Origin of the sequence: Cellulomonas sp. JH27-2, from assembly GCF_014837175.1 — a bacterium.
Taxonomy (GTDB): domain Bacteria; phylum Actinomycetota; class Actinomycetes; order Actinomycetales; family Cellulomonadaceae; genus Cellulomonas.
In genome coordinates this window covers 268,474-291,433 of the sequence record NZ_JACYFR010000001.1, presented here as the reverse complement: position 1 = coordinate 291,433, position 22,960 = coordinate 268,474, and the positions used below count along the sequence as shown (strand labels likewise).

20 protein-coding genes and 1 tRNA gene are annotated in these 22,960 nt (G+C 71.9%); 8 read left to right on the top strand and 13 right to left on the bottom strand.

Annotation, left to right across the window (positions count from 1 at the left end; all coding sequences use genetic code 11):
* Nucleotides 1-72: 72 nt before the first annotated feature.
* Nucleotides 73-1,572 (bottom strand): MFS transporter, encoded by a 1,500-nt coding sequence (locus IC607_RS01350; RefSeq protein WP_191785198.1) that lies wholly within the window; start codon nucleotides 1,570-1,572, stop codon nucleotides 73-75.
* 99 nt (nucleotides 1,573-1,671) lie between these two features.
* Between IC607_RS01350 and IC607_RS01345 the strand changes: the two genes are divergently transcribed.
* Nucleotides 1,672-2,301 (top strand): TetR/AcrR family transcriptional regulator, encoded by a 630-nt coding sequence (locus IC607_RS01345; RefSeq protein WP_191785197.1) that lies wholly within the window; start codon nucleotides 1,672-1,674, stop codon nucleotides 2,299-2,301.
* Between the two features lie 21 nt (nucleotides 2,302-2,322).
* On the opposite strand, the gene IC607_RS01340 is transcribed toward IC607_RS01345, so the two are convergent.
* From IC607_RS01340 to IC607_RS01305, 8 genes are all read right to left on the bottom strand, one after another.
* On the bottom strand, nucleotides 2,323-4,026 hold the full coding sequence (locus IC607_RS01340) for an ABC transporter ATP-binding protein (RefSeq protein ID WP_191785196.1): 1,704 nt from the start codon (nucleotides 4,024-4,026) through the stop codon (nucleotides 2,323-2,325).
* Nucleotides 4,023-5,135 carry an ABC transporter permease gene (locus tag IC607_RS01335; RefSeq protein ID WP_191785195.1) on the bottom strand — a complete coding sequence of 371 codons (1,113 nt, stop codon included), beginning with the start codon at nucleotides 5,133-5,135 and terminating at the stop codon, nucleotides 4,023-4,025. The genes IC607_RS01340 and IC607_RS01335 overlap by 4 nt, the downstream gene beginning before the upstream one ends.
* Before the next feature lies 1 nt (nucleotide 5,136).
* Complete coding sequence (locus IC607_RS01330; RefSeq protein ID WP_191785194.1) at nucleotides 5,137-6,237, bottom strand: ABC transporter permease; 1,101 nt, start codon at nucleotides 6,235-6,237, stop codon at nucleotides 5,137-5,139.
* 72 nt (nucleotides 6,238-6,309) lie between these two features.
* Entirely contained in the window at nucleotides 6,310-7,950 is a 1,641-nt protein-coding gene (locus tag IC607_RS01325; RefSeq protein WP_191785193.1) for an ABC transporter substrate-binding protein, read from the bottom strand.
* A gap of 153 nt (nucleotides 7,951-8,103) precedes the next feature.
* Nucleotides 8,104-8,532: an SHOCT domain-containing protein gene (locus IC607_RS01320; RefSeq protein ID WP_191785192.1), complete on the bottom strand. Its 429-nt coding sequence runs from the start codon at nucleotides 8,530-8,532 to the stop codon at nucleotides 8,104-8,106.
* A 45-nt stretch (nucleotides 8,533-8,577) separates the two neighbouring features.
* Nucleotides 8,578-9,999 (bottom strand): basic amino acid/polyamine antiporter, encoded by a 1,422-nt coding sequence (locus IC607_RS01315; RefSeq protein ID WP_370525940.1) that lies wholly within the window; start codon nucleotides 9,997-9,999, stop codon nucleotides 8,578-8,580.
* Between the two features lie 27 nt (nucleotides 10,000-10,026).
* Complete coding sequence (locus IC607_RS01310) at nucleotides 10,027-10,563, bottom strand: ATPase (protein ID WP_191785191.1); 537 nt, start codon at nucleotides 10,561-10,563, stop codon at nucleotides 10,027-10,029.
* A gap of 22 nt (nucleotides 10,564-10,585) precedes the next feature.
* Nucleotides 10,586-11,143 (bottom strand): hypothetical protein, encoded by a 558-nt coding sequence (locus tag IC607_RS01305; protein WP_191785190.1) that lies wholly within the window; start codon nucleotides 11,141-11,143, stop codon nucleotides 10,586-10,588.
* 123 nt (nucleotides 11,144-11,266) lie between these two features.
* On the opposite strand from IC607_RS01305, the gene IC607_RS01300 reads away from it, so the two are divergent.
* Both IC607_RS01300 and IC607_RS01295 read left to right on the top strand, forming a co-directional pair.
* The gene (locus tag IC607_RS01300) at nucleotides 11,267-11,620 is read left to right on the top strand and encodes a VOC family protein (RefSeq protein WP_191785189.1); all 354 of its coding nucleotides are present in this window, start codon (nucleotides 11,267-11,269) and stop codon (nucleotides 11,618-11,620) included.
* Nucleotides 11,621-11,925: 305 nt separating this feature from the next.
* Nucleotides 11,926-12,204 (top strand): hypothetical protein, encoded by a 279-nt coding sequence (locus IC607_RS01295; protein WP_191785188.1) that lies wholly within the window; start codon nucleotides 11,926-11,928, stop codon nucleotides 12,202-12,204.
* Between the two features lie 108 nt (nucleotides 12,205-12,312).
* On the opposite strand, the gene IC607_RS01290 is transcribed toward IC607_RS01295, so the two are convergent.
* Nucleotides 12,313-12,385 (bottom strand) — tRNA-Lys (locus IC607_RS01290).
* Nucleotides 12,386-12,527: 142 nt separating this feature from the next.
* Here IC607_RS01290 and IC607_RS01285 point away from each other — a divergent pair.
* Nucleotides 12,528-13,025 (top strand): DUF4274 domain-containing protein, encoded by a 498-nt coding sequence (locus IC607_RS01285; protein ID WP_191785187.1) that lies wholly within the window; start codon nucleotides 12,528-12,530, stop codon nucleotides 13,023-13,025.
* A 19-nt stretch (nucleotides 13,026-13,044) separates the two neighbouring features.
* Here the strand turns inward: IC607_RS01285 and IC607_RS01280 are convergent, their stop codons facing one another.
* Nucleotides 13,045-13,494 (bottom strand): VOC family protein, encoded by a 450-nt coding sequence (locus tag IC607_RS01280; protein WP_191785186.1) that lies wholly within the window; start codon nucleotides 13,492-13,494, stop codon nucleotides 13,045-13,047.
* A gap of 109 nt (nucleotides 13,495-13,603) precedes the next feature.
* Here IC607_RS01280 and IC607_RS01275 point away from each other — a divergent pair, with 109 nt between their 5' ends.
* Entirely contained in the window at nucleotides 13,604-15,130 is a 1,527-nt protein-coding gene (locus IC607_RS01275) for a fibronectin type III domain-containing protein (RefSeq protein ID WP_191785185.1), read from the top strand.
* Nucleotides 15,131-15,177: 47 nt separating this feature from the next.
* On the opposite strand, the gene IC607_RS01270 is transcribed toward IC607_RS01275, so the two are convergent.
* Nucleotides 15,178-15,732: a DUF2510 domain-containing protein gene (locus tag IC607_RS01270; RefSeq protein WP_191785184.1), complete on the bottom strand. Its 555-nt coding sequence runs from the start codon at nucleotides 15,730-15,732 to the stop codon at nucleotides 15,178-15,180.
* A gap of 203 nt (nucleotides 15,733-15,935) precedes the next feature.
* Here IC607_RS01270 and IC607_RS01265 point away from each other — a divergent pair, with 203 nt between their 5' ends.
* Both IC607_RS01265 and IC607_RS01260 read left to right on the top strand, forming a co-directional pair.
* Entirely contained in the window at nucleotides 15,936-19,673 is a 3,738-nt protein-coding gene (locus IC607_RS01265; protein WP_191785183.1) for a fibronectin type III domain-containing protein, read from the top strand.
* Nucleotides 19,674-19,740: 67 nt separating this feature from the next.
* Nucleotides 19,741-20,721, top strand: a complete 981-nt coding sequence (locus IC607_RS01260) for an NAD-dependent epimerase/dehydratase family protein (RefSeq protein ID WP_191785182.1) — start codon at nucleotides 19,741-19,743, stop codon at nucleotides 20,719-20,721.
* Nucleotides 20,722-20,927: 206 nt separating this feature from the next.
* On the opposite strand, the gene IC607_RS01255 is transcribed toward IC607_RS01260, so the two are convergent.
* Entirely contained in the window at nucleotides 20,928-22,325 is a 1,398-nt protein-coding gene (locus IC607_RS01255) for a carboxypeptidase regulatory-like domain-containing protein (RefSeq protein WP_191785181.1), read from the bottom strand.
* A gap of 224 nt (nucleotides 22,326-22,549) precedes the next feature.
* Here IC607_RS01255 and IC607_RS01250 point away from each other — a divergent pair, with 224 nt between their 5' ends.
* On the top strand, nucleotides 22,550-22,957 hold the full coding sequence (locus IC607_RS01250) for a hypothetical protein (protein ID WP_191785180.1): 408 nt from the start codon (nucleotides 22,550-22,552) through the stop codon (nucleotides 22,955-22,957).
* Nucleotides 22,958-22,960 lie beyond the last annotated feature (3 nt).

Genomic DNA, 22,960 nt, shown 5'->3' with positions numbered 1-22,960 from the left:
CGTCGAAGCGCGGGTTGAAAGCCGCGAGCCGACGAGGAACCCGCGAGTCGTCGCGTGACCGGCGGGCTGGGGTCAGTGGGCCACGGCCGGGGCGGTGTCCAGCGAGTCCACGTCGTCCGGGATCTTCGCCGCCTCCAGGCGGGCGATGCGGTCGGCGCGGGTGCGGAACAGCGTCGCGCTGAGCACCACGCCGACGGCGAAGATGCCGGCCGACCACGTGTAGGCGGTCGAGTAGGCGTGCATGGACGCGTCGGCCAGGACCTTCTGCGTCGTCGGCTGGTGGACCGTGACGTAGGTGGTCGCAGCCGTGGCGGCCAGCGTGTTGAGCACCGCGGTGCCGATGGCGCCGCCCACCTGCTGGCTCGTCGAGACCATCGCGGACGCGGCCCCGGCCTGGCGCGGCGGGATGCCGAGCGTGGCGAGCTGGAAGGAGGCGGGCATGATCGAGCCCATCCCGACACCCATGGCGATCAGCCCGGGCAGGACGTGCAGGTAGCTGCTGTCCAGCTCGAGCGTGGTGAACCAGACCATGCCGAGCCCGGCCAGGGTCATGCCGATCGGCACGAGGACCTTGGGCCCGAAGCGCGGGACAAGCAGGTTGGTCTGGATCTGCGCGGTGATGATGATCGACAGGACCATCGGCAGGAAGGCGGTGCCGGTCTGCATGGGCGTGAACTGGAGCGTCTGCTGCAGGTAGTAGGTGACGAACAGGAACGCGCCGAACATGCCCGAACCTGCGACCAGGATGGACAGGTAGGACGCGCCGCGGTCGCGGTCGAGGATCACGGCCAGCGGCAGGACCGGGTACTCGGCGCGCTTCTGGCGGACGACGAAGGCGGCGAGCAGGGCCACGCTCGCGACGAGCGAGCCCCAGACCCAGGGGGAGTCCCAGCCCTTGGGCTCGGCCTGCGAGAAACCGTAGACGAGGGCGAACAGACCGGCGGAGCCGAGGAGCACGTCGCCGACCTGCAGGGTGTGGTGCCCGCGCTCGTGCACGCGCGGCAGCAGGGCGGAGGCTGCGATGAACGCGAAGACGGCGATCACGACGTTGACGTAGAGGTTCCAGCGCCAGTCGAGGTGCTCGGTGAGGTAGCCGCCGAGCAGCAGGCCGATGGCACCGCCCATGCCGGCGATGGCGCCGAAGACGCCGAACGCGCGGGCGCGCTCCTTGGGGATGGTGAACGTCGTCGCGAGCACCGACAGTGCGGCGGGGGCGAGCGCGGCGCCGAACGCACCCTGCAGGGCGCGGGCGCCGACGAGCATGCCGAACGACTGCGCGGCGCCGCCCAGCGCGGAGGCTGCGGCGAAGCCGACGAGGCCGATGAGGAACATGCGGCGGCGGCCGAACATGTCGGACAGGCGGCCGCCGAGCAGGAGCAGCGAGCCGAAGGCGAGGGCGTAGGCGGTGACGACCCACTGGCGGTCGTTGTCGGAGAACCCGAGGTCGGCCTGGGCCGAGGGGAGGGCGATGTTCACGATGGTGCCGTCGAGCACCACCATCAGCTGCGCGAGCGCGACCGTCGCGAGGACGTACCAGCGCCGGCGGCTGTCGGGTGTGGGGGAGGTGGGCATGACCGAGAGCCTAATACAGAACTAGCGAGTTCCGAAACCCCCCAGTCTCGATTGGCGTATCGTGAGATCATCAGCACGAGACACGGACGGAGGCACCTGATGCTTGGCAACGACGAGGACGTCGTCGAGATTCCCCGTCGCCCCGGGCGTCGGCGCGACGAGTCCAAGGACGACGTGATCATGACCGCGACGCGGCAGCTCATCGCGGAGCGCGGCTACGAGGGCATGACGATGGACGCCGTCGCGGAGCGCGCCGGGACGGGCAAGGCGACCGTCTACCGGCGCTGGCCCTCGAAGGTCGAGCTCACGGTCGACGCGGTCGTCTGCGGCCGCGGCATGATCCTGACCATCGACGACGTTCCCGACACCGGCTCGCTGCGCGGTGACCTCATGTCGCTGCGGGGCATCCAGGACTCAGGTCGCAACGACGCGCTCATGTCCGGCCTGCACGCTGCGGCCCAGAGCGACCCGCAGGTCGGCAAGCTCTTCCACGAGCAGTTCGTCACCGCCCGCATGGCGCTCATGTACGCGCTCCTGGAGCGCGCCCAGGAGCGCGGGGAGCTCCTGCCCGGCATCGACCTGGAGATGGTCGCCACCATCGCCCCGGCGATGATCGCCTACCGGAAGGTCGTCGCCGGCAAGAAGGTCAGTGCCGAGTACACCGAGCGCGTCATCGAGCACCTGGTCCTGCCGCTGGCCACGGGCGAGCGCCCCGACGTGCAGGCCTGACGGCCCGCACGTCCGGGCGGATCACGCCTCGCGCAGCTCCTCCCACTGCCGGCGACGCTCCGCCTGCTCCACCGGGTCCGGCACGGGCAGGGACGCGAGCAGCCGCTGGGTGTACGGGTGCTCGGGCGCACCCAGCACCTGGTCACCCGTGCCCTCCTCGACGACCTTGCCGCGGTGCAGGACCACGATCCGGTCCGCGAGCAGGTCGACGACGGCCAGGTCGTGGCTGATGAACAGGCACGCGAAGCCGAGCTCGGCCTGCAGCCGGGCGAACAGGTCCAGCACGCGCGCCTGCACGGAGACGTCGAGGGCGGAGGTCGGCTCGTCGGCGATCAGCAGCTCCGGGTCGAGCGCCAGCGCCCGGGCCAACGACGCCCGCTGACGCTGCCCGCCCGAGAGCTCGTGCGGGAACCGGTCGCCGAACGCACGCGGCAGCTGGACGGCCTCGAGCAGCTCGTCGACCTTGGCCCGCGCGGCCTGGGGCGACGACGCGACCCCGTGCACCACCAGCGGCTCGGCGACGCACTGCGCGATGGTCAGCAGCGGGTTGAAGCTCGTGGCCGGGTCCTGGAACACGAACCCGATCCGTTTGCGCAGCGGCCGGAACCGGCGCTCGCGGACGCCGTTCATCTCCATGCCCAGCACCTCGAGCGAGCCCTCGCTGACGGCGGTGAGGCCCGCGATGGCGCGTCCGATGGTCGTCTTGCCGGACCCCGACTCGCCGACGAGCCCGACGACCTCGCCGGGCCGGATCTGCAGGTCGACGCCGTCGACGGCCGTGAACCCGGGAGAGCGGAGCCGGCCCGGGTAGACGATGCGCAGGTCGCGGGCGACGACGACGGGAGCGGTGTCGGCGGCCACGGCCGGCTCGTCGGCCTCGGGCGTCTCTTCGGTGGCGGCCGCCGTGCGCAGCCGCGCGCCCCCGACGCGCGGCACGGCGGCCAGCAGCGCCCGCGTGTACTCGTGCTGCGGCGACGCGAACAGCGTGCGGGCGTCGGCCTGCTCGACGATCTCGCCGTCGAGCATCACCGCCACCCGGTCGGCGAGGTCCGCGACGACGCCCATGTTGTGCGTGATCAGCACGACGGCGGTCCCGAACTCGGCCGGCAGGCGGCGCAGCAGGTCGAGGATCTCGGCCTGCACGGTGACGTCGAGGGCGGTCGTCGGCTCGTCGGCGATGATCAGGCCCGGGTTGAGCGCGAGCGCCTGCGCGATGACGATGCGCTGCTTCTGCCCGCCGGAGAACTGGTGCGGGTAGTGGTCGACGCGGTGCTCCGGGTCCGGGATGCCGACGCGCTGCAGCACGTCGATCGCGCGTTCGCGGGCCTGTGCCCGGCTCAGGCCCCCGTGGGCGCGCAGGCCCTCGGCGATCTGCCAACCGACCGGGTACACCGGGTTCAGGACGCTCGTGGGCTCCTGGAACACCATCGCGGCGTCGCGTCCCCGGACCTCGCGCAGGGCGCTGCCGCGCAGCATCGTGACGTCGTGGGTCCCGGTGCCGTCGGGGCGCGAGAGCAGCACGGCGCCCGTCGTGCGCGCGGTCTGGGGCAGCAGCCCCAGGATGCTCCGCGCGGTGACGGTCTTGCCCGAGCCGGACTCGCCGACGACCGCCAGGACCTGCCCCGACTCGACCTGCAGGCTCACGCCGCGGACGGCGCGGACGGGGCCGGCGTCGGTGTCGAAGGTGACGGCCAGGTTGTTGATCTGGACCACGGGGGTGCTCATGCGTCGTCTCCGTTCGCGGCCCGGGAGCCGGCGTCGTCCTCGGGGGTCGGGCCGGCCAGCGGGGTGGCGTCGGCTCCTTCGAGCAGGTCCACGCCCGCGACGCCCTCGGCGCCGGCGGCCAGGACGCCGCCCGGGACGGCCGTGGTGGTGCCCACGGTCCCGGCGAGCGCGGCCGCGCGTCGGCGGGTCCGCAGGCGCGGGTCGGCGAGGTCGTTGAGCGACTCGCCCACCAGGCTCACGCCCAGCACGGTCAGCACGATGGCGAGGCCCGGGGGGATCGACGTCCACCAGATGCCGCTGGTCACGTCGCCGAGCGCCTTGTTGAGGTCATAGCCCCAGTCGCCGGCCTGCGTGGGGGAGATGCCGAAGCCCAGGAAGCCGAGCCCCGCGAGCGTCAGGATCGCCTCGCCCGCGTTGAGCGTGACGATCAGCGGCAGCGTGCGGGTCGAGTTGCGCAGGACGTGGCGCGTCATGATCCGCACGTGACCGGCGCCGACGACGCGCGCGGACTCCACGAACGCCTCCGCCTTGATCCGGACCGCCTCCGCGCGGATGACGCGGAAGTACTGCGGCACGAACACCACGGTGATCGAGATGGCCGTCGCCCAGATGCCGCCCCACTTGCTGGCCTGACCGTTGCTGATGACGATTGCGGCCAGGATGGCGAGCAGCAGGGACGGGAACGCGTAGATGGCGTCGGCGATCACGACGAGCACGCGGTCGAGCCAGCCGCCGAAGTAGCCGGACAGCAGGCCCAGGACGATGCCGACGACGATCGACAGCGCGACGGCCAGGACGATCGTCGTCAGCGCCGTCCGGGAACCCCAGATGACGCGCGACAGCACGTCGAAACCGCCGACCGTGGTGCCGAGCAGGTGGTCGCTGGACGGGCGCTGCTGCGAGCCGAACAGCTCGCCGTCGGCGCGGAGCTGGCCGAAGCCGTAGGGCGCGAGCAGCGGCGCGAACGCGGCCGTGAGCAGGAAGATCGCGACGAGCACGAGGCCCGCCACGAGCATGCCGCGCTGCAGGCCGACGCTGCTGCGCAGCTGGTGGACGACGGGCAGGCGCTTGTAGAGCGGGGCCCGCTCCGGGATGACGGTCGTGGTCATGTCAGTACCTGATCCGGGGGTCGACGAGGGCGGCGATGACGTCGACGACGAAGTTCGTCAGCGCGACGATGACGGCGAGCAGCGCGACCATCCCCTGCACGGCGACGTAGTCGCGCGCCTGCAGGTACTGGACCAGCTGGAAGCCGAGGCCCTTCCACTCGAACGTGGTCTCGGTGAGCACCGCCCCGGCGAGGAGCAGGGCGATCTGCAGGCCGATGACCGTGATGATCGGGACGAGCGCGGGCCGCCAGGCGTGCTTGCGCAGCAGCCGCCGCTCGCTGACGCCGCGCGACCGCGCCGCCTCGACGTAGCCGGTGGCGAGCGTGCCGATGACGTTGGTGCGCACGAGGCGCAGGAAGACGCCGGCCGTGAGCAGGCCCAGGGCGATGGCCGGCAGGATCGCGTGCTCGAGGACGTCCTGGATCGCCGCCGGGTCGCCGGTGCTGATGGCGTCGATCAGGTAGATCCCCGTCCCGGCGCCGTTGCGCTGGAGCTCGATCTCGGTGCCCGTGGTGGCGCGGCCCGCGACGGGCAGCCAGTCGAGCCACACCGAGAAGACGAGCTTGAGCAGCATGCCGGCGAAGAACACGGGTGTCGCGTAGACCAGCACCGCCGAGACGCGGAACGTGGCGTCGATGCCGCGGTCGCGACGGGCGGCGGCGATCCGACCCAGCGGGATGCCGACCAGGAACGCGACGACCAGCGCGTAGAACGCGAGCTCGAGGGTCGCGGCGCCGTAGGTGGTCAGCACCTCGGTGACCGGCCGGTTGTCGGAGATCGTCGTCCCGAAGTCCCCGCGCAGGATGCTGCCGAGGTAGTCGAGGTACTGCACCAGGATGGGGCGGTCGTAGCCGGCGGCGTGGATGCGCTCGGCCAGCTGCTCGGGGGTCAGGCGCCCGCCCTGCGCGGCGGTGATCGGGTCACCGGTGGCGCGCATCATGACGAACACCGTCGTCACGAGGATGAGGATCGTCGGGAAGATCAGCAGGAACCTGACCAGCAGGTACCGGCCGAGGCCGCCGCCGGCACGTCGTCGTCCGGGGGTCGGGGTGGCCGCGCCCGGGACGAGGTCCGTGGGCTCGGCCGTGGTGATGGAGGTCATGGGTGTCCTGACGTGCGTGGGGGTGCCACGGGTCCGCCCCGCACCCGGAGGTGCGGGGCGGACCGGAGGGCCTTACTTCGACAGTGCCGCGTAGCGGAACTTGAACGACGCGTCGAGCGTGTCCTCGGCGCCCTTCACGTCCTTGCCGACCACGGCGACCTGCGAGCCCTGCAGGAACGGGACGGTCGAGAGGTCCTTCGCCTCGAGGTCCTGGATCTGCTCGATGAGCTTGGTGCGGGCGTCGGCGTCGGGCGTCGAGGCCTGCTTCAGGATCAGGTCGTTGACCTGCTTGTTGTCGTAGTGGTTCGACAGGAAGTTCTTCGTCAGGAAGAACGGCGTCAGGTAGTTGTCGGCGTCCGAGTAGTCCGGGAACCAGCCCAGCTGGTAGGCGGGGTAGACGTCGGCGACGCGGTCCTTGGAGTACTGGACCCACTCGGTCGACTTCGGGTCGACCTTGAAGAGGCCGCCCGAGTTCAGCTGGTCGGCGAGCAGGTTGTACTCGTCCGTGGACGACGGGCCGTAGTGCTCGGTCGTGTACTGGAGCTTGAGGTCGACCGGGATGCTGACGCCGGCGTCCTCGAGGGTCTTCTTGGCCTTGGCGGCGTCGGGCTTGCCGTTGCCGTCGCCGTACAGACCCTTGAGCGATTGGGTCGCACCCGTCAGGCCGTCGGGCACGAAGGAGTACAGCGGCGTGTAGGTGCCCTTGTAGACCTGGTCGGCCAGCGCGTCACGGTCGATGAGGTCGGCGACGGCCTGGCGGACGGCGAGCGCCTTGGCCGGGTCCGCGTCGGCCGTCTTGGCGCCGTACGGCTGCGTGTCGAAGTTGAAGACGATGTAGCGGATCTCGCCGCCGGGGCCGTCGACGACCTTGACCTTGTCGTTCTTGCGCAGGTCCGCGATGTCCGACGGTGCGAGGGAGCGGAACGCCACGTCGATGTTGCCCTGCTGGATGTCGAGCTTCAGGTTGGGCGCGTCGGCGTAGTACTTGACGTTGATCTCGTCGGTCTTCGCCTTGCCCAGGATGCCCTGGTAGCCGGCGTACGCCTTGTACGAGATGAGGTTGTTGAAGTCGTAGCTGGTGATCTCGTACTGGCCGGCGAACGCCTTGCCCTTGACGATGTCCTGGTCGGACGTGAGCGCGTCGGGGGAGAAGACCTCCTCGTCGACGATCGGGCCGGCCGGGCTCGACAGCACCTGCGGGAACGTCTGGTCGTTCGCGGACTTGAGGTGGAACACGACCGTCGTCGGGTCGGGCGCCTCGGTGCTGTCCAGGTTGAACAGCAGGGAGGACGGGCCGTTCTCGTCGGCGATCTTGAGCTGGCGGTCGAACGTGAACTTCACGTCCGACGACGTCAGGTCGTGGCCGTTGGCCCACTTCAGACCCGGCTTGAGCTTGACCGTGTACTCGGTCGGGCTCGTGAACTCGGCCGAGGTGGCGATGTCCGGCTTCACGTCCGGGCTGCCGTACGGGGTGTTCAGCAGGAACGGGAACACCTGGTTCATGACGGCGAAGGAGCCGTTGTCGTACGAGCCGGCCGGGTCGAGCACCGTCACCTTGTCGGTGGTGCCGATGGTCAGCGGTGCGCCGCTGCTGCCGCCGGTGGCGTCGTCGGACCCCTCCTTGTTCGACGAGCAGGCGGTCAGCGCCAGTGCGCCGACCGCGAGGCCGGCAGTCGTCATCAGCAGGCGACGACGCGTGCGTGCGTGGGTCATCCGTGTCCTCTTCCGTCGGGGCCGGGAGTGTCCGGCTCGATCCCTTGTGGACGGATGTCTAGCACACAGATGTGTCACAGGTCACCGCCATCTTACCGGTGGGTAACATCGCGGTCTCGGGCCGGTCACGACCCGGCGACGGTCCGGCGGTCGCTACAGACCCAGCGTCTGCCGCTTGGCGGCGGCGAACTCCTCGTCGTCCAGGATCCCGGCCTCGTGCAGCTTGACCAGGCGCTCGAGCGCGTCGGGGACGGTGCCGTCGACGGGCGGTTCGACCAGCGGCTCGTCGGACTCGTCGTCGGGCACGGGCTCCAGGACAGCCTTGGGCCCGGGCTTGGCCGCCCGGGCGCCCACCTTCGTCGCGTCGTAGGCGCGCGTCCCCGCGTCGACCGCGGCCGCCGCGAACGTCGCGGCCCCGGCGGCAGCGCCGGCGACGACGGGCGACGCCTTCGTCTTGAGCGTGGTCTGCGTGTCCGCGCTCACGGGCAGCTTGTCGATGCCTTTGGCCAGGACGTCGGCCGTGCTGGTGCCGATGTCGAAGGCGCGGATCCGGTCACTCATCGTCTTGCGCTTGTCGGTCACGAAGAACCTCCACGTCGACGGCTGTTCTGGGGAGCGTACCCAGGCTCACAGGGCGATGCGACCGGTCACCAGGAAGACGATCGCCACGACTGCCGCCCCCAGCACGACGGTGAGCACGACGCGTTCAGCCGCGGTGAACGCGCGCTCGTCGGACCGCCGCGCCCACACGTAGAGCAGCGTGCCCGGACCATAGACGAGCGCGGTGAGCAGCAGGTACGACGGGCCGCCGGCCCACACCAGGAACACCGTGTAGACGACGGCGACGACGGACACCACGACCGCGCCGGCGCGGCGGGGGCGGGCGGTCACCAGGCGCGTCGCGAAGCCCGCCGAGAGCAGGTACGGGACCAGCACGAGCGACGAGCACAGGGAGACGGCCGCGTCGAACGCGTCCGCGGAGAACAGGACCACCACCAGGAACACCTGGACGACGACGTTCGTCGCGACGATCGCGCCGACAGGCGCGTCGCGGCGGTTCTCGCGCGCCAGGGCCGCCGGCATGTCGCCGTCGCGCGCCGCCTCCCGCACCACCTCGCAGGCCATGAGCGTCCACGCCAGGTACGCACCCAGCACGGAGACCAGCAGCCCGCCGCCGACGAACGCCGAGCCCCACCGCCCGACGACGTGCTCGAGCACCCCGGCGACCGACGGCTGGTCCAGCGCGGCCAGCTCGGCCCGGGGCAGGACCCCGTAGGACACCATCGTGACGAGCACGAACACGGCTAGCACCGTGAGGAAGCCGGAGACCGTGGCCCAGCCCACGTCCGCTCGTCGGCGCGCGTACCGCGAGTAGACGCTCGCGCCCTCCACACCGATGAAGACGAACACCGTCAGCAGCATCGTCGCGCGGACCTGGTCGAACAAGCCGTCGCTGCCGCCGGACAGGTTGTCGACGAAGACGGTCGGGTCGAACGCCAGGGCGACGACGACGAGGAACACGGCCAGCGGCACCAGCTTCGCGACCGTGACGATGCGGTTCACCGCCGTCGCGGACGTCACGCCGCGCACCAGTAGCAGGTGGAACAGCCACAGGCCGACGGAGGCGCACGCGATGGCCGTCGGCGTCGCGCCGCCCTTCAGGGCAGGGACCCAGGTGCCCAGCGTCGACATGATGAGCACCCAGTAGGCGACGTTGCCCACCGCGGCACTGGCCCAGTAGCCGAGAGCGGACAGGAACCCCGCGTACCGGCCGAAACCCGCCCGCGCGTAGGCGTAGACGCCCGCGTCCAGGTCGGGCCGCTCGGCTGCCAGCCGCTGAAACGTGAGCGCGAGCATGAGCATGCCGGTGCCGGCGATCGCCCACGCGATCAGCGCGCCCGTGACCCCGGTGTCCGCGGCGAACGACGCGGGCAGCGAGAACACGCCCGCCCCGACCATCGACCCGACGACCAGCGCCGCGAGCGTCCAGCGCGAGACCGCGTGGGGCGTGGGCGTCTCCTGCGTGGTCGCCAGGTCGGTGCTGGTCACGCGGCTCTCCTCGGACGGCTGTGCGCCTCAGGCGCCGTCGGTCGGCCAGGACGAGCGATCGCCGAGCCACAACTCTGCCACCAGCGCCGCGACCTCGCCCACGGTCCGACCCTCGGTGGTGACGCGGTGCGTGACCTCGGGGGCACCGGAGTCCAGCGCCGCGGCGGCAGCGCGCGACCGAGCCTGGTGCGCGGCGAGCGACGTGCCGTGCTCGCGTCCCGCGAGGCGCTCGTCGGTCGTCGCGTCGTCGGCCGTCAGCAGCACCGCCGTCACGTGCGGGTCGTCGCCCATCGCCGCCGCGAGGTCGTCGGCCTGCAGCACGCTCACCGTGTTGGTGTAGACGAGGCGCCGGTGGCCGAGGTCGCGATAGCCCGTCCACACCGCGCGCAGGTTGCGCTCGGCGAGCCGGTGCTCCCACGGCGGCGGCCAGGCCAGGTCCAGGGCATCGCCCTCGACGACCGCGTGCCGGACGCGTGCGGCGGCGAGCAGGTCGTGCAGCGCTGACGCGACCGACGACTTGCCGACGCCGGAGCGGCCGCCGATGACGAGCAGGTGCGAGTCCATCGCCGTGAGGCTAGCGCGCGCCTCAGGGGCAGGCGGCCCCCGCACGCAGCCCGGTGCCGACGTCGGTCGTGTAGTGGAAGCCCGACGAGCGGTAGGAGATGCGCACGTCGTCGTAGCGCGGGGTCGCCTGTGCGTCGACGACGAGGTGGAGCAGGAGCGTCCGCCCGACGTGGTCGCCGACCGTCGCACCGCTCGCCGGGGTCCCCGCGTCCGTCCAACCGGCGGCGGGGGCGGCCGCCTCGCCCGCGACCACCGAAGCACCGCCCAGGCGCACGCCGTCGGCCCCGACCAGCTGCACGTCGGAGAGCGTGAGCCGCGTCGACGGGTTGATCGGCAGCGCGACCGTCGCGTCGCCCGGCTGCGGTGCAGGCAGGCACAGGCTGCCGCCGCTCGCGCTCTGCTCCCACGCGTCCGCGAGCGGGCCGCCCGGGTGGTCGGCCGCGCCCAGCCACACCAACCAGCCGACCCCCGCGACGACGGTGGCGGCGCCGACCAGCGACCGGATGCCGGGTCGGCGTCGCGCGCTCGTCGTGCTCCCGGTCGTCACGGTGCTCGTCGTCGTGCTCGTGGTGCCCGTCATCGTCGACCCCTGTCGTCGGGCGCCCGTGCGGCGCGTGCGCCGAATGTCCCATCCGCGCCGCTGCTTCGGCAAGCACCCGCTCGAGGGTTCCGCAGGGCAACCCCCGCCTGCCAGGATCGCCGCATGGAACGCGTCCTCGGCATCGGTGGCTACTTCGTGCGCTCGTCGGACCCGGCCGCGCTGGGCGCCTGGTACCGCGACGTCCTGGGGCTGGGCGCCGACGAGCACGGCCAGTGGGCCCCCGAACCGGGGCCGACCGTGTTCGCGCCGTTCGACGCGGACACCGACTACTTCGGGTCGCCGTCCCAGCAGGTGATGCTCAACTTCCGTGTCCGCGACCTGGACGCGATGCTCGCCCAGGTCCGCGCCACCGGCGCGCAGGTGTCCGACGAGGTCCAGGACATGGACGGCGTCGGCCGGTTCGGGTGGGTCACCGACCCCGACGGCAACCGCGTCGAGCTGTGGCAGGAGGCATGAGCGCGGTGCCGCCAGCGACGGCGGCGTCAGCCACCAGGGCATCAGCACCAACGCGAACGAGGCGAACCTCGACGCCGCCGTCGGCGACAGCATCGACATGGCCCACGACCTCGTCGCCCCGGCCGGTCGAGCGCACCCGGAGGAGTGATCGCTGCTGGACTCCTGTTGGTCACGTCGACCGTCGACCGTCGACCGGTCTGCCTGCCCGACGTCCCCGCGCCGGCGCCGTGCTGACATGGGGCGGCCCCCTCGACTCGCGCCCGAGTCGCATCGCGGGATGTCACGGGGGGCAGCATGCTCGACCCGTGAGCAACGAGCGAGGTCCTGCCGCCCGCCCGACTGTGGACAGATATGGACGATGGCACGGAGAGACACCCCCGCGCGGTTGCCTCGCGGTCGTCTTCTACGTCGTCTGCCCGCTGGCCTTCGTCGGTCTCATCGTGCTGGCGACGACCACGGGGACCTTCCATCCCAAGCTTGTGGGTGCCCTCATCGGTCTCGCCGTCGCGAACGGCATCACGGTGGTGCTGTGGTTGACCAAGTGGTGGCCGGCCCGACGGGAGCGGCGTCGTCGCGACCAGTGAGGGCTCGGGGCTCGGCCGTGGGGCGACGAGCCGGGTCACGACGTCGAGCAGGACGGCCCTGTCTCCGCACGCCCAGGTGAGCGCGTCGTTGTCAGAGCTGCCGACCGGTGGGCCCCGTGGGGTTCGAACCCACAACCCGCGGATTAAAAGTCCGCTGCTCTGCCAATTGAGCTAGAGGCCCCGGTGGTGGCATCGGACGCCCGGCCACGGGTCGAGGTTACGGCACCGCGAGGCCGGGGCGGTGCGCAGGCGAGCTGTTGCAGGCGGTGTCCCGGGGCACGCATGCGCCGTCCGGGTCGTGGTGGTTTGCTACGGTTTCTTCCGTGACTGAAGAATCCGACTTCGACGCTGCTGACCTGCTCGTCCGCGACTTCCTGCGGACGGCGACGCCGCAGCAGCGGCACGCCTACGTGTGCGGGACCAACCTGGACGATGGCACGGCGCTGGTCGAGGTGGTGCTCGACGACCCGACGACGGACCGCGCCACGGCGCTCGCCGCGTACTGGCTGCTGGGGGCCGGGTACTACGCGCAGTACGCGTCGGTCGACGACGCCGCCGACTACGAGCGCCCGCGCTGGGAGCTGCTGCGCCGCATCGAGGACCGGTTCCTGGCCGGCGAGTACGCCGACCACGGCATCGGCTTCGACCCGACCGACGACGACGGTGACGACTGGACCGAGGACTACCTGGACGACGAACCGGTGGCCCGGGCCATCCCGCCGGTGATGCTGGTGGCGGCACCGGGGGAGCCGGTCGACGACGAGACGGAGGACGGACTGCCGCTCGACGTGTACGCGCGGTACGCGGCGCTCGTCGGCTGACGGCGTCGCGAAGCCGGGGTCAGCCGGTCGGCGGACGTGGGGTGACGGACTCGCCGCCCCAGTCCTCCGGGGCGACGTCGGCGAGGGTCTGGTTCAGGACCCACTGGTGGCCGAAGGGGTCGTTCACCGTGGACTGCCGTTCGCCGTACTCCCAGTCGTGCGGGGGCTCCACCATCTCGCCGCCGCGCGCGACGATCGCGGTGACGACGGCGGTGACGTCGTCGACCTTGAGCATCAGCTGGTGCGAGCGCTCGTCCTGGGGCAACCGGCGACCGGGGCGTACCTCCGCGACGACCATCTCCGCGGCCGGGCCGTCGGGCAGACCGAGCTGTGCACGGTGGTGGTCACCGATGCGGACGTGCTCGACGAACCCGAGGACGTCGCAGTACCAGGCGACGGCCGCGCGGACGTCGGCGACCGTGAGCACCGGTGCGATGCGCGCGTGCGGGGCGGAGCGGTTGGTCAGCACCTTCGCAGACTACGACCGCGGGTGATCCCGTGCCGAGACGTATCTCGGCCGTCGCCGATCGTCTCCTGACGGGTGGCGCAACCCGGCGCCGCGAACGAAGGAGTCGGCGATGGGTGCTCGTCGTGCAGTGCTGGCCGCGGTGGTCGCCGCGGCCTTGGCCGTCCCGCTCACGGCGGTGTCCGCGAGCGCGGACGATGTCGGGACGTCCCCGAAGTCGGTCCTGGCGGGCGCGGCGACGGGCCTCAGCGGAGCGTGGGGGACCACGGTGGACTCGCACGGGTACACCTACGTCACGGACGGGAACGCCGTGCGCGTGTACGCGCCGGGTGCCACGGGCAACGCGGCCCCGGTGCGCGTCATCTCGGGCGCTGCGACCCTGTTGAGCTCACCGCAAGGGGTGGCGGTGAACCCGGCCGGCTACGTCTTCGTCGCCAGCTCGGGGTCGGCGTCCGTCTCCGTGTACGCGCCGGGTGCCGACGGGAACGTGGCACCCGTGCGCCGGATCGCCGGTCCCGCGACGACGCTGGCGCAGCCGGGTGGGCTGCGGCTCACGAGCCAGGGCGGAGTCCTCGTGTCCGACGTGTCGGCCGATGCGGTCGTCGAGTTCGCGCCCACGGCGTCGGGCAATGTCGCGCCACGCAAGCGACTGGCGGGGCCGGCCACCCAGATCGACTGGGCGTACGACCTCGCCCTGGGGTCGGACGGGGCGCTGTACGTGGCCACCCACGGAGGAGTTCTCGTGTTCGCCGCGATGGTAGACGGCAACGTCGCACCGGTGCGTGAGATCGGTGGCCTGACGTCTGGGCTCGGATTCGTCACGGGCGTCGCCGTGGACAGCTCGAAGGACGTCTACGCGGCGTCGTACTACGAGAACATGGTCGTCGTCTTCGGCCCCGGCGCCAACGGGGACGCGACGCCTCTGCGTCGTCTGACGGGTGCGTCGACGCAGCTCAGCGCGCCGCTCGGCGTGTACCTGCGTGGTGATCGTGCCCTGGTCGCGGTGCAGGCAGGCTCGCTCGCGGTCAACACCTACGCCCCGCTGGTCCCGTTCCGGGCGCCGTCGGCGGTCCGCGCGCTGGGGGTCAGCGGCTCGACGAAGGCCGCGACGCGGACGGTGTCGTGGCAGGCACCCGCGACGAGCGGCGGAAAGGCGGTCACCGGCTACACGGTCGTCGTGAAGCACGGCTCCAAGACGCTGCTGTCCAAGCACGTCTCGGCGAGCACGCGGTCGGTGAAGGTCGCCCGCGCAACGCTCTCGCCGGGCACCAACACTGTGACCGTGCGGGCTGTGAACGCCGTGGGGTCCGGGTCGAGCGCGTCGAAGGCCTTCAAGGCCACGTTCTCCAAGCCGGGCAAGGTGCGGTCGCTCGCGGTGCACGGCAGCAGCAAGGCGACGTCGCGTTCGGTGACGTGGAAGACGCCGACGAGCACCGGGGGCAAGCCGGTGACGAAGTACGTCGTGACCGTCAAGAAGGGCTCCAAGACCCTGTGGAGCAAGACCGTGAAGGCGAGCACCCACAAGGTGAGCGTGCCGCGCAGCAAGCTGCGGGCGGGGACCGACACGGTCTACGTCAAGGCCGTGACGTCGATCGGCACGGGGTCGGCGGCGTCGAAGAGCTTCACGGTCAAGAAGTAGCCAGAGCGGTGCGGCCGGCCGGGGGTGTGCCGGCCGCACCGCCGTTCTCAGGGGGAGACCCCGACCTGGTGGAGCAGCTGCTGGACGTCCTCGTCGGTCACGCCGCTCACCTCGTGGCTCAGGTGCGAGACCTGGTGGGCCGCCTCGACGGGGGCAGCGACGAACACGCCGACGGCCAGCACCAGAGCCGCCACCGCGAGCGCGAATCCCGGAACGGAGAACGTCGGCGCGCCGCGGTAGACCGCGCGGTGGTAGTCGCGGATCGCGCGGCCGACGCAGAAGACGCCGCCGATCGCGCCCAGGATCCACAGATCGCCGGGCCCGCCCATCGCCAGGCTGCCGAGGCCGGCGAGGGCAAGCGCCGTGGCGCCCGTGCAGAACCAGCCGATCGCTCCGCGCCGGACGCGGCGGGCCTCGGCGAGTCGGCTCCACTCGAGCGCCGCGTCGCGGGCGGGGTCGGTCGTGTCGCCCAGGCGTGCGGCGACACGGGCGGGTGCCGGCATCGTCTGCTCGGTCCAGGCGGTGCCGTCGAACCAGCGCAGGACGCCCGGGGTCACGCCGTCGGCGTACCAGCCGGCGGTCGGGAGCGGGGCGTCGAGCATGGCCCGATGGTCGCAGGGCGCGCCCGCAGGTGGGCAACCCCGGGTCACCTGAATCACCCGTCTGCCGCGAGGCACGAAGCGGCATCGGGCACGGAAATCGGATTCCCGAGGTCTTGACGGACGAACCGGACGACCGTACTGTGCGGGAAACCGGTTTCCGGCACGTGCGACGACGCACGCGACCCATCTCGACGGGGAGACCCATGGCACCGCTCAGTGCTCGATTCCGCACGCCCCTGGCCGTCCTGACGGCGGCGGCACTCACCGTGTCCGGGGCGGTCGCCGCCCAGGCCGTGGGACCCGGCACGGCGCTGGCGGCCGACGGTCTCGCGGTCGGCAGCATCACGACGAGCACCGTCGTCGGCGACTTCACGATCACGGCGTCGAGCACCAAGAACGTGAGCGTCGACGCGAGCGCGCTCACCTCCGACCGCGGCGACGTCTACTCGCAGCGGATCAAGCTCAACGGCACGGGTGATGCGACGGCGCGGTCGTTGGCCTTCACCGTTGACGACGCCGCGCACGTGCTGATCCACGCCCGCAGCGGCAGCGCGACGGCCGACCGGTCGTTGGCGCTGTACGACGCGACGGGCGCCGTCGTGGACACCGTCCCCGCGGCTGCCGACGACCCGGACCAGCCCGTCGCGACGCAGGTCCTCGACGTCCCGTCGGCCGGCGCGTACCGGATCGCGTCGCCGGCCTCCGGCGTCAACGTCTACTACGCCGAGATCACCGATGGCAGCGCGCCCGAGCGCGCGCCGTGGGCGGACGTCGCGGCACCCGTCGTGGACGGGGTCGGGGTCGACGAGGACGACCCGACGAAGCTCGTCGTGCGCTACACCGGCCTTCTGGGCGCCGACGGTGCCGACATCGCGCACGCCCTGCTCTACGACGCCGACGGCACGGTCGTCGACCGCGCCTTCACCGCCACCGACGGCACCAGCGGGAGCATCGCGCTGACGCCGCCGGCGTCCGGGACCTACCAGGTCGAGGTGCAGCTCACGCGGTCCGGGGAGACGGACGCGCTCTCGTCGGGCCGTGCGGAGGCCGGCCGCTTCGACCTCCCCCTGGGCGCACCCCAGGTCACGGGCGCGCTGACCACCGCGGTCACGGGCGGCAAGGCGACGGTCACGGTCGACTGGACCGCCGTCGCCGAGGCGCAGACGTACGAGGTTCAGACGGGCACGGGCGGCGACTACACGACGGCCGTCGACGGTGTGACGGCCACGTCTGCCCAGGTCACCGGCCTGACGCCGGGTGCGACGTACCAGGTCCGCGTCGTCGCGCACCGCGGGGACGACGCGGCGACGAGCCCGCCGTACGAGGTTGCCGTCGCCGCCGCGGTCGAGCGTTGGAAGACCACCGAGGTCGGGTCCAACGCCAACAGCGGCGGCTCGGTGAAGGTCAACGACGACGGCACGATCACGTTCGACGCCAAGGCGAGCTCGACCAAGCTCGCGACGTCCGAGGACGGGTTCCAGTACTTCTACACGCAGGTGGACCCGGCCACGGAGAACTTCACGCTCGACGCGACCTTCCGGGTCGACGACGCCTCGACGGCCGACAACCAGTCCGGCTTCGGCGTCCTCGCGGTCGACGACATGGTGCCCGGCGACGGCACGAGTCGGTACCTCAACTCGGCCGGCGCACTCGTCACGCGGTACGGCGAGGGCACGGCGACGATCACCAACGGCACGCCGGGCGCGCGGTTCGTCAGCGGCTACACGGGCGCACCGAACGACGCGACGGCCGGGGCGCGCGACGCGAGCGGCTCGCGGGTCTTCGACCCGAACTACCGGCCGGACGCCGCGCCGCTGAAGTTCGCCACGGGTGACGTGTACAAGCTGTCGCTGCGGCGCTCGAACACGGGGTTCCACGCGATCTGGCACCGCGACGCGGCCGACGGCGGCGACGTCGAGGTCATCGACTACGACCCGGACCTGCTCCTGAAGCAGGACCCCGACACCTTCTACGTCGGGCTCGCGGTGGCCCGCAAGATCGTCGTGACCGTCACCGACTGGGACTTCACGACCGTCGCGCCGGGCGACGACGACCCCGCGCAGGAGCAGCCGACGACGTACGTGCCGGCGACCCTCGACGTGGACGTCACGGCGACGACCCCGCGGAACGAGATCGAGGTCCCGCTCGTCGCGAACATGCACGGCACGGGTCAGATCCTGGCCGCGGACGGGACCGTGGTGGTCGACGACGTCGCGCTCGCGCCGGGCGAGCGGGTGCTGGTGCCGCTGACGCTCGAGGACGGGAAGAACACGTTCACCGCGAGGCTCCTGCCCGACGCGGAGCAGCCGCAGCTCGGCGACCACGAGGCCGTCGAGTCCACCGACCCGGTCGACGTGCCGCTGACGTTCACGGTCCACCGCTACGGCAAGCCCGGGCAGTCGATCCGGGTGACGCCGGACGGTCGCGCCGACGGTGACGGCACCGCCGCGAAGCCGCTCGACCTGCACACCGCGGTCGCGTACGCCCAGGCCGGGCAGCAGATCGTCCTGGCCGGCGGGACGTACCGCCCGACGACGGCGGTCGTCGCCGACCGCGGCCACGACGGGACGAAGGACGCACCCATCACGCTGATGTCGGAGCCCGGCAAGCGGGCGGTGCTCGACCTGACGCAGTCCTCCAGCGGCGGCATCGACCTGCGCGCCGACTGGTGGCACGTGTACGACCTCGAGATCACCGGCTCCGGCGACAAGGAGAAGCCGATGCTGATCGGGGGCAACCACAACGTCGTCGAGCGCGTCGAGTCCCACCACAACCAGGACACGGGCATCCAGATCTCGGGCTCCTCCACCGAGCCGCCGTCGATGTGGCCGTCGGACAACCTGGTGGTGTCGTCGGTCTCGCACGACAACGCCGACCCGGGCGGCAACGACGCCGACGGCTTCGCCGCCAAGCTGACCGTCGGCGCGGGCAACGTGTTCCGCCACGACATCTCCCACCACAACATCGACGACGGCTGGGACCTGTACGCCAAGTCGACCACCGGGCCCATCGGTACCGTCGTCATCGAGGACAGCGTCGCCTACGACAACGGCCGCCTGTCCGACGCCGCCGACGCCCGGACCGGCGAGGGCAACGGGTTCAAGCTGGGCGGCGAGTCGATCCCCGGCGACCACCTGCTGCGCAACTCCGTCACCTTCGGCAACCTCGGTACGGGCGTCACGTCGAACTCGGGCCCGAACGTGCGGGTGCAGCAGGTGACGTCGGTGGGCAACGACCGCGGCATCCGGCTCGAGACCAACGCAGCCACCACGGACTTCCGTGTGGCGGGGATGCTGTCGTACCGGTCCCCGAACGCCGACCTGCTGAGCCTCAAGCAGCCCGACACGTCGCTGCTGACGGATCCGTCGAACTACTTCGACGGCGCCACGAAGGACGCCTCCGACGGCCGCCCGGCGACCGTCAGCGACGCCTGGTTCGTCTCGACGGACACGGGCGTCGCGCCGACGATCGCCGCCGACGGGTCGGTCGACCTGCACGGCCTGTTCGAGCTGACGGACGTCGCGCCGGGCGACACCGGTGCGCGCCTGACGGGCGACGGCACCCGGACGACGATCGAGGTGCTGCCTCCCGTCACCGCGCCGCTGGCCAACGTCACGGCGCCGACGATCAGGGGTGCGCCCGTCGTCGGCGCGACCCTGGCCGCGAACTCGGGGACGTGGTCCGCCGCCGTCCACTGCACCTACCAGTGGCTGCGCGACGGCAAGCCGATCGCGAAGGCGGTGGGCAGGACGTATGTCGTCAGGACCGCCGACGCCGGGCACCGACTGTCCGTCGCGGTCACGGCGAGCGCCACCGGCTCCGACCCGGTGGTCGCGACGTCGGCACCCGTCACCGCACGGACGCTCGGCGACTGGCTCCGCGGCGTCGTCGGTGACCTCATCGACTGGCTGAAGCAGATCTTCGGCCCCGGGCACCCGTGACCAGCCGACGTTCTGCTGACGGCAGATCACCTGGTCAGTGCCGGCGGCGGGCCGTCAGCATGGGGGTATGAGGCTGCTCGTGCTGGGTGGGACCCGATTCGTCGGGAGGGCCGTCGTCGCCGACGCGCTCGGCCGGGGCTGGGAGGTCACGACGCTGAACAGGGGCGGTCGCGCGGCCTCGGACGGGGTGCGCACCCTGGCCGCGGACCGGACGGATGCGGCCGCGGTCCGGGCCGCGATCGGCGACGACACGTGGGACCTCGTCGTCGACACGTGGTCGGGTGCGCCACGGGTCGCCACGCAGACGGCGGCCGCGCTCGTCGGGCACGTCGACCGCTTCGCGTACGTGTCGTCGGTGTCGGTGTACGCCTGGGGCGCCCACGTCGACGAGGGGTCGCCGCTCGTCGAAGGCGGGCCGGACGCGGAGGACGGGCCGTACGACGCCGTGAAGCGCGGCGCCGAGCTGGGCGTCCTGCGCAGCTTCCCGGGCGCGCTGATCGCGCGGCCCGGTCTGATCCTGGGACCGCACGAGGACATCGGGCGTCTGCCCTGGTGGCTGTCCCGCATCGCGCGCGGAGGGGACGTCGTCGCCCCCGGACGGCCGGGGCGTCCGCTGCAGTACATCGACGTCCGCGACCTGGCGTCCTGGCTGCTCGACGCGCTCGCAGCCGGCCGGTCCGGCCCCTACGACGTCGTCGGACCGTCGGGTGCGACCACCACCGAGGGGCTGCTGACCGCGTGCATCGCTGCGACCGGGTCCGACGCGCGGCTCGTGTGGGTCGGCCAGGACCAGCTCCTCGAGGCCGGTGCCGAGCCGTGGACCCAGCTCCCGGCGTGGGTGCCAGAGGGCGGCGAGTTCGCGGGCTTCCTCGAGTCGGGCACGACGAAGGTGCAGGCCGCGGGGCTCGTCTGCCGGCCGGTGGAGCAGACGGTGGCCGACACGTGGGCCTGGCTGCGGGAGCAGGGCCCCGTACCTCCTCGGGACGACCGGCCGGTGCACGGTCTTCCCGAGGAGCTCGAGCGCACCCTCCTGGCAGCCGCCCGCTGACCTTTGCACATCTCGAACACGTGCCTGACGTGCGTCGGACCTGCGGGCCGCATCGTCGTCCCGTCAGCATCACCCGGGCATCGGCCTGTCGCTGGTGCACGGCCTGGTCGCGCGCCTGGGTGGCTCGATCGAGGTGGGCGTGGCGCCCGAGGGAGGCGCGGGGTTCACCGTGCGGATCGGCGACGCGCCGGTCCCCGACCAGCGCTTCAGCGGAGCGTGCTGGACACCGTTGTGATCTTGCCCGCCACGGCCGTCGTCGTCCGCGTGACGTCGCGATAGCCGCCCGGGTACGGGTCGTAGACGTCGACCGTGCGCTTGCCCGGGGTGACCCCGCGCAGCGTCCACCGCCCGTGGCTGTCCGTCACGACCTCACCGGCCAGGGCCGCGCCGGGGTCGACGACGACGACGCCAGGGACCACCGCGCCGGCGGAGTTCTTCACGACGCCCGTGAGGGTCCCGCCCGGCGTGAGCTTGATGCGGACGCCGGTCTTGTCCTTGCCCTTCGTGACCGTGGTCCTGACGCTGGTGTCCGCGTAGCCCTTCGCCCTGTTCGAGGCGTGGACGCGGTAGGCGCCGGACAGGACTCCGAACGCCTTGAACTGGCCCTGCGCGTCTGTGGTCGCGGATCCGGCGTAGGTCCCCCACGTGTCCGTGAGCTGGACGTACGCGTGGGCCGCGGCCTTCCCGGACGGCGTGGTGACCGTGCCACTGAGGTACGTGCGGTTGGCGCGCGTGATCGTGCCGAAGGACGCCGTCTTGCCTGTCTTGACGACCACCCGCTTGCTGAGGTTGGTGCCGTCCAGGACCAGCCGGTACGCGCCTGCCGGCAGGCCGGTGATCTTCACGTTCCCGTGCGAGTCGGAATTGGCGTTCCAGACGACGTCGTGGTGCGCGTCCAGGAGGGTGAGGTCCTGGTTGCGGGGGCTCTTGGCCTTGATGTGGCCGGTGATGGTCGCGGCGTTGGCGAGGTGGATCGTCGGGACCTTCGTCGTCGTCCCCGCCGTGAGCGAGATCGTGCGCCGCGCGGCGACGCCGCGGGTGCCGGCGAGCTCGAGTGTCGCAGGCCCGGTTGCCAGGCCTTCGATCGTGTACGCGCCTGCGGCATCCGTCGTCGCATACGCCTGGCCGAACCGGTTGGTGCTCGCCACCAGCACGGTCATCCCCGTGGCCGGCTTGCCGGCGCTGTCGACGACCTTCCCGGTGGCGAGCGCACCGGCGCGCATCGAGATGTCGGCGGTGAGCTGCGAGCTGGCCTTGACCGCGAAGACCGTCGCGATCGGGTCGCGGACCGTGCCACCGGCGTCGGTACGCAGGTACGGGCTCGGGGACGCGGTCTCGGCCGAGACCTCGTAGTAGCCGGCCTGCACCTCGATCGAGTAGGCGCCCGAGGCGTCGGTCGTGCCGTGGAAGACGGGCTCCCACACGTCGTCCTCGTTGTTCCACTCGTTGACCTCGACGATCGCGCCGGCCACGGGCTGTCCCGCGAACGTGACGTGGCCGGAGATGGATTCGGTCGAACCGACGGCCGACGCGGACGACGCGCCCAGGGGGACCGCCACGAGCCCAGCGACGAGCATGGTCAGCACGACCGGACGTGATCTCATGGTGTTCCCCCTGGTCGGCGGCGTGCGGGCCGTTCCGCACGCGATCGCGCAACCGTATCGCCGCGCACGCCCGCGCGGGTCTGCTTCTCTCTGTTCTCGACCGCGGCATTCACGTCTGCTCACGTGCCACCCAGGGTGGAGTTCTCGGGCCGCGGTATCTCGGTGCCTGCGCGCGCGCCCCTGACCATCGAGCGGCCCGTCGGGTCGCGGCCCGGAGCGACCGGGTGAGCACCACTCCAGGGGGAGACATGGGCTTCTACATCAAGGATCTGTACGTCCGCAGGCTGCCGAAGTTCACCTGGCACGACCCGCTGACCAACCCGCCGACGGTCCCCGAGACGTCGCCGATCATCCGCGTGGCGGCACTGTCGCCGCAGATCGCACGCCTGCAGACGCGGGCGGCCGGCGGCGGCGGTGGCGGGGTCTTCCTGCCCGCCGACGACACCACGCTGTACACCATCCCGACGCCGATCACGCCGATCGTGTTCCCCGTCGGCAGGCTCGACGAGGCCGACCTGCAGCAGGTGCGGGAGTCGCTCGCCGTGACGCTGAAGGTCGTCGAGCGGGAGATCGAGGGTCTGCAGGCCTCGGCCGAGGACGTCGCATACGTGGCGTCGGCCGTCAAGGGCTGAGCC

Bases quoted from the DNA above. Each gene is read 5' to 3' on its own strand.
- IC607_RS01300 (WP_191785189.1), top strand. From the start codon at position 11,267: ATGGAACGCGTCCTCGGCATCGGTGGCTACTTCGTGCGCTCGTCGGAC.
- IC607_RS01335 (WP_191785195.1), bottom strand. From the start codon at position 5,135: ATGACCACGACCGTCATCCCGGAGCGGGCCCCGCTCTACAAGCGCCTG.
- IC607_RS01305 (WP_191785190.1), bottom strand. From the start codon at position 11,143: ATGACGGGCACCACGAGCACGACGACGAGCACCGTGACGACCGGGAGC.
- IC607_RS01350 (WP_191785198.1), bottom strand. From the start codon at position 1,572: ATGCCCACCTCCCCCACACCCGACAGCCGCCGGCGCTGGTACGTCCTC.
- IC607_RS01345 (WP_191785197.1), top strand. From the start codon at position 1,672: ATGCTTGGCAACGACGAGGACGTCGTCGAGATTCCCCGTCGCCCCGGG.
- IC607_RS01270 (WP_191785184.1), bottom strand. From the start codon at position 15,732: ATGCTCGACGCCCCGCTCCCGACCGCCGGCTGGTACGCCGACGGCGTG.
- IC607_RS01275 (WP_191785185.1), top strand. From the start codon at position 13,604: ATGGGTGCTCGTCGTGCAGTGCTGGCCGCGGTGGTCGCCGCGGCCTTG.
- IC607_RS01325 (WP_191785193.1), bottom strand. From the start codon at position 7,950: ATGACCCACGCACGCACGCGTCGTCGCCTGCTGATGACGACTGCCGGC.
- IC607_RS01255 (WP_191785181.1), bottom strand. From the start codon at position 22,325: ATGAGATCACGTCCGGTCGTGCTGACCATGCTCGTCGCTGGGCTCGTG.
- IC607_RS01330 (WP_191785194.1), bottom strand. From the start codon at position 6,237: ATGACCTCCATCACCACGGCCGAGCCCACGGACCTCGTCCCGGGCGCG.
- IC607_RS01260 (WP_191785182.1), top strand. From the start codon at position 19,741: ATGAGGCTGCTCGTGCTGGGTGGGACCCGATTCGTCGGGAGGGCCGTC.
- IC607_RS01265 (WP_191785183.1), top strand. From the start codon at position 15,936: ATGGCACCGCTCAGTGCTCGATTCCGCACGCCCCTGGCCGTCCTGACG.
- IC607_RS01310 (WP_191785191.1), bottom strand. From the start codon at position 10,563: ATGGACTCGCACCTGCTCGTCATCGGCGGCCGCTCCGGCGTCGGCAAG.
- IC607_RS01340 (WP_191785196.1), bottom strand. From the start codon at position 4,026: ATGAGCACCCCCGTGGTCCAGATCAACAACCTGGCCGTCACCTTCGAC.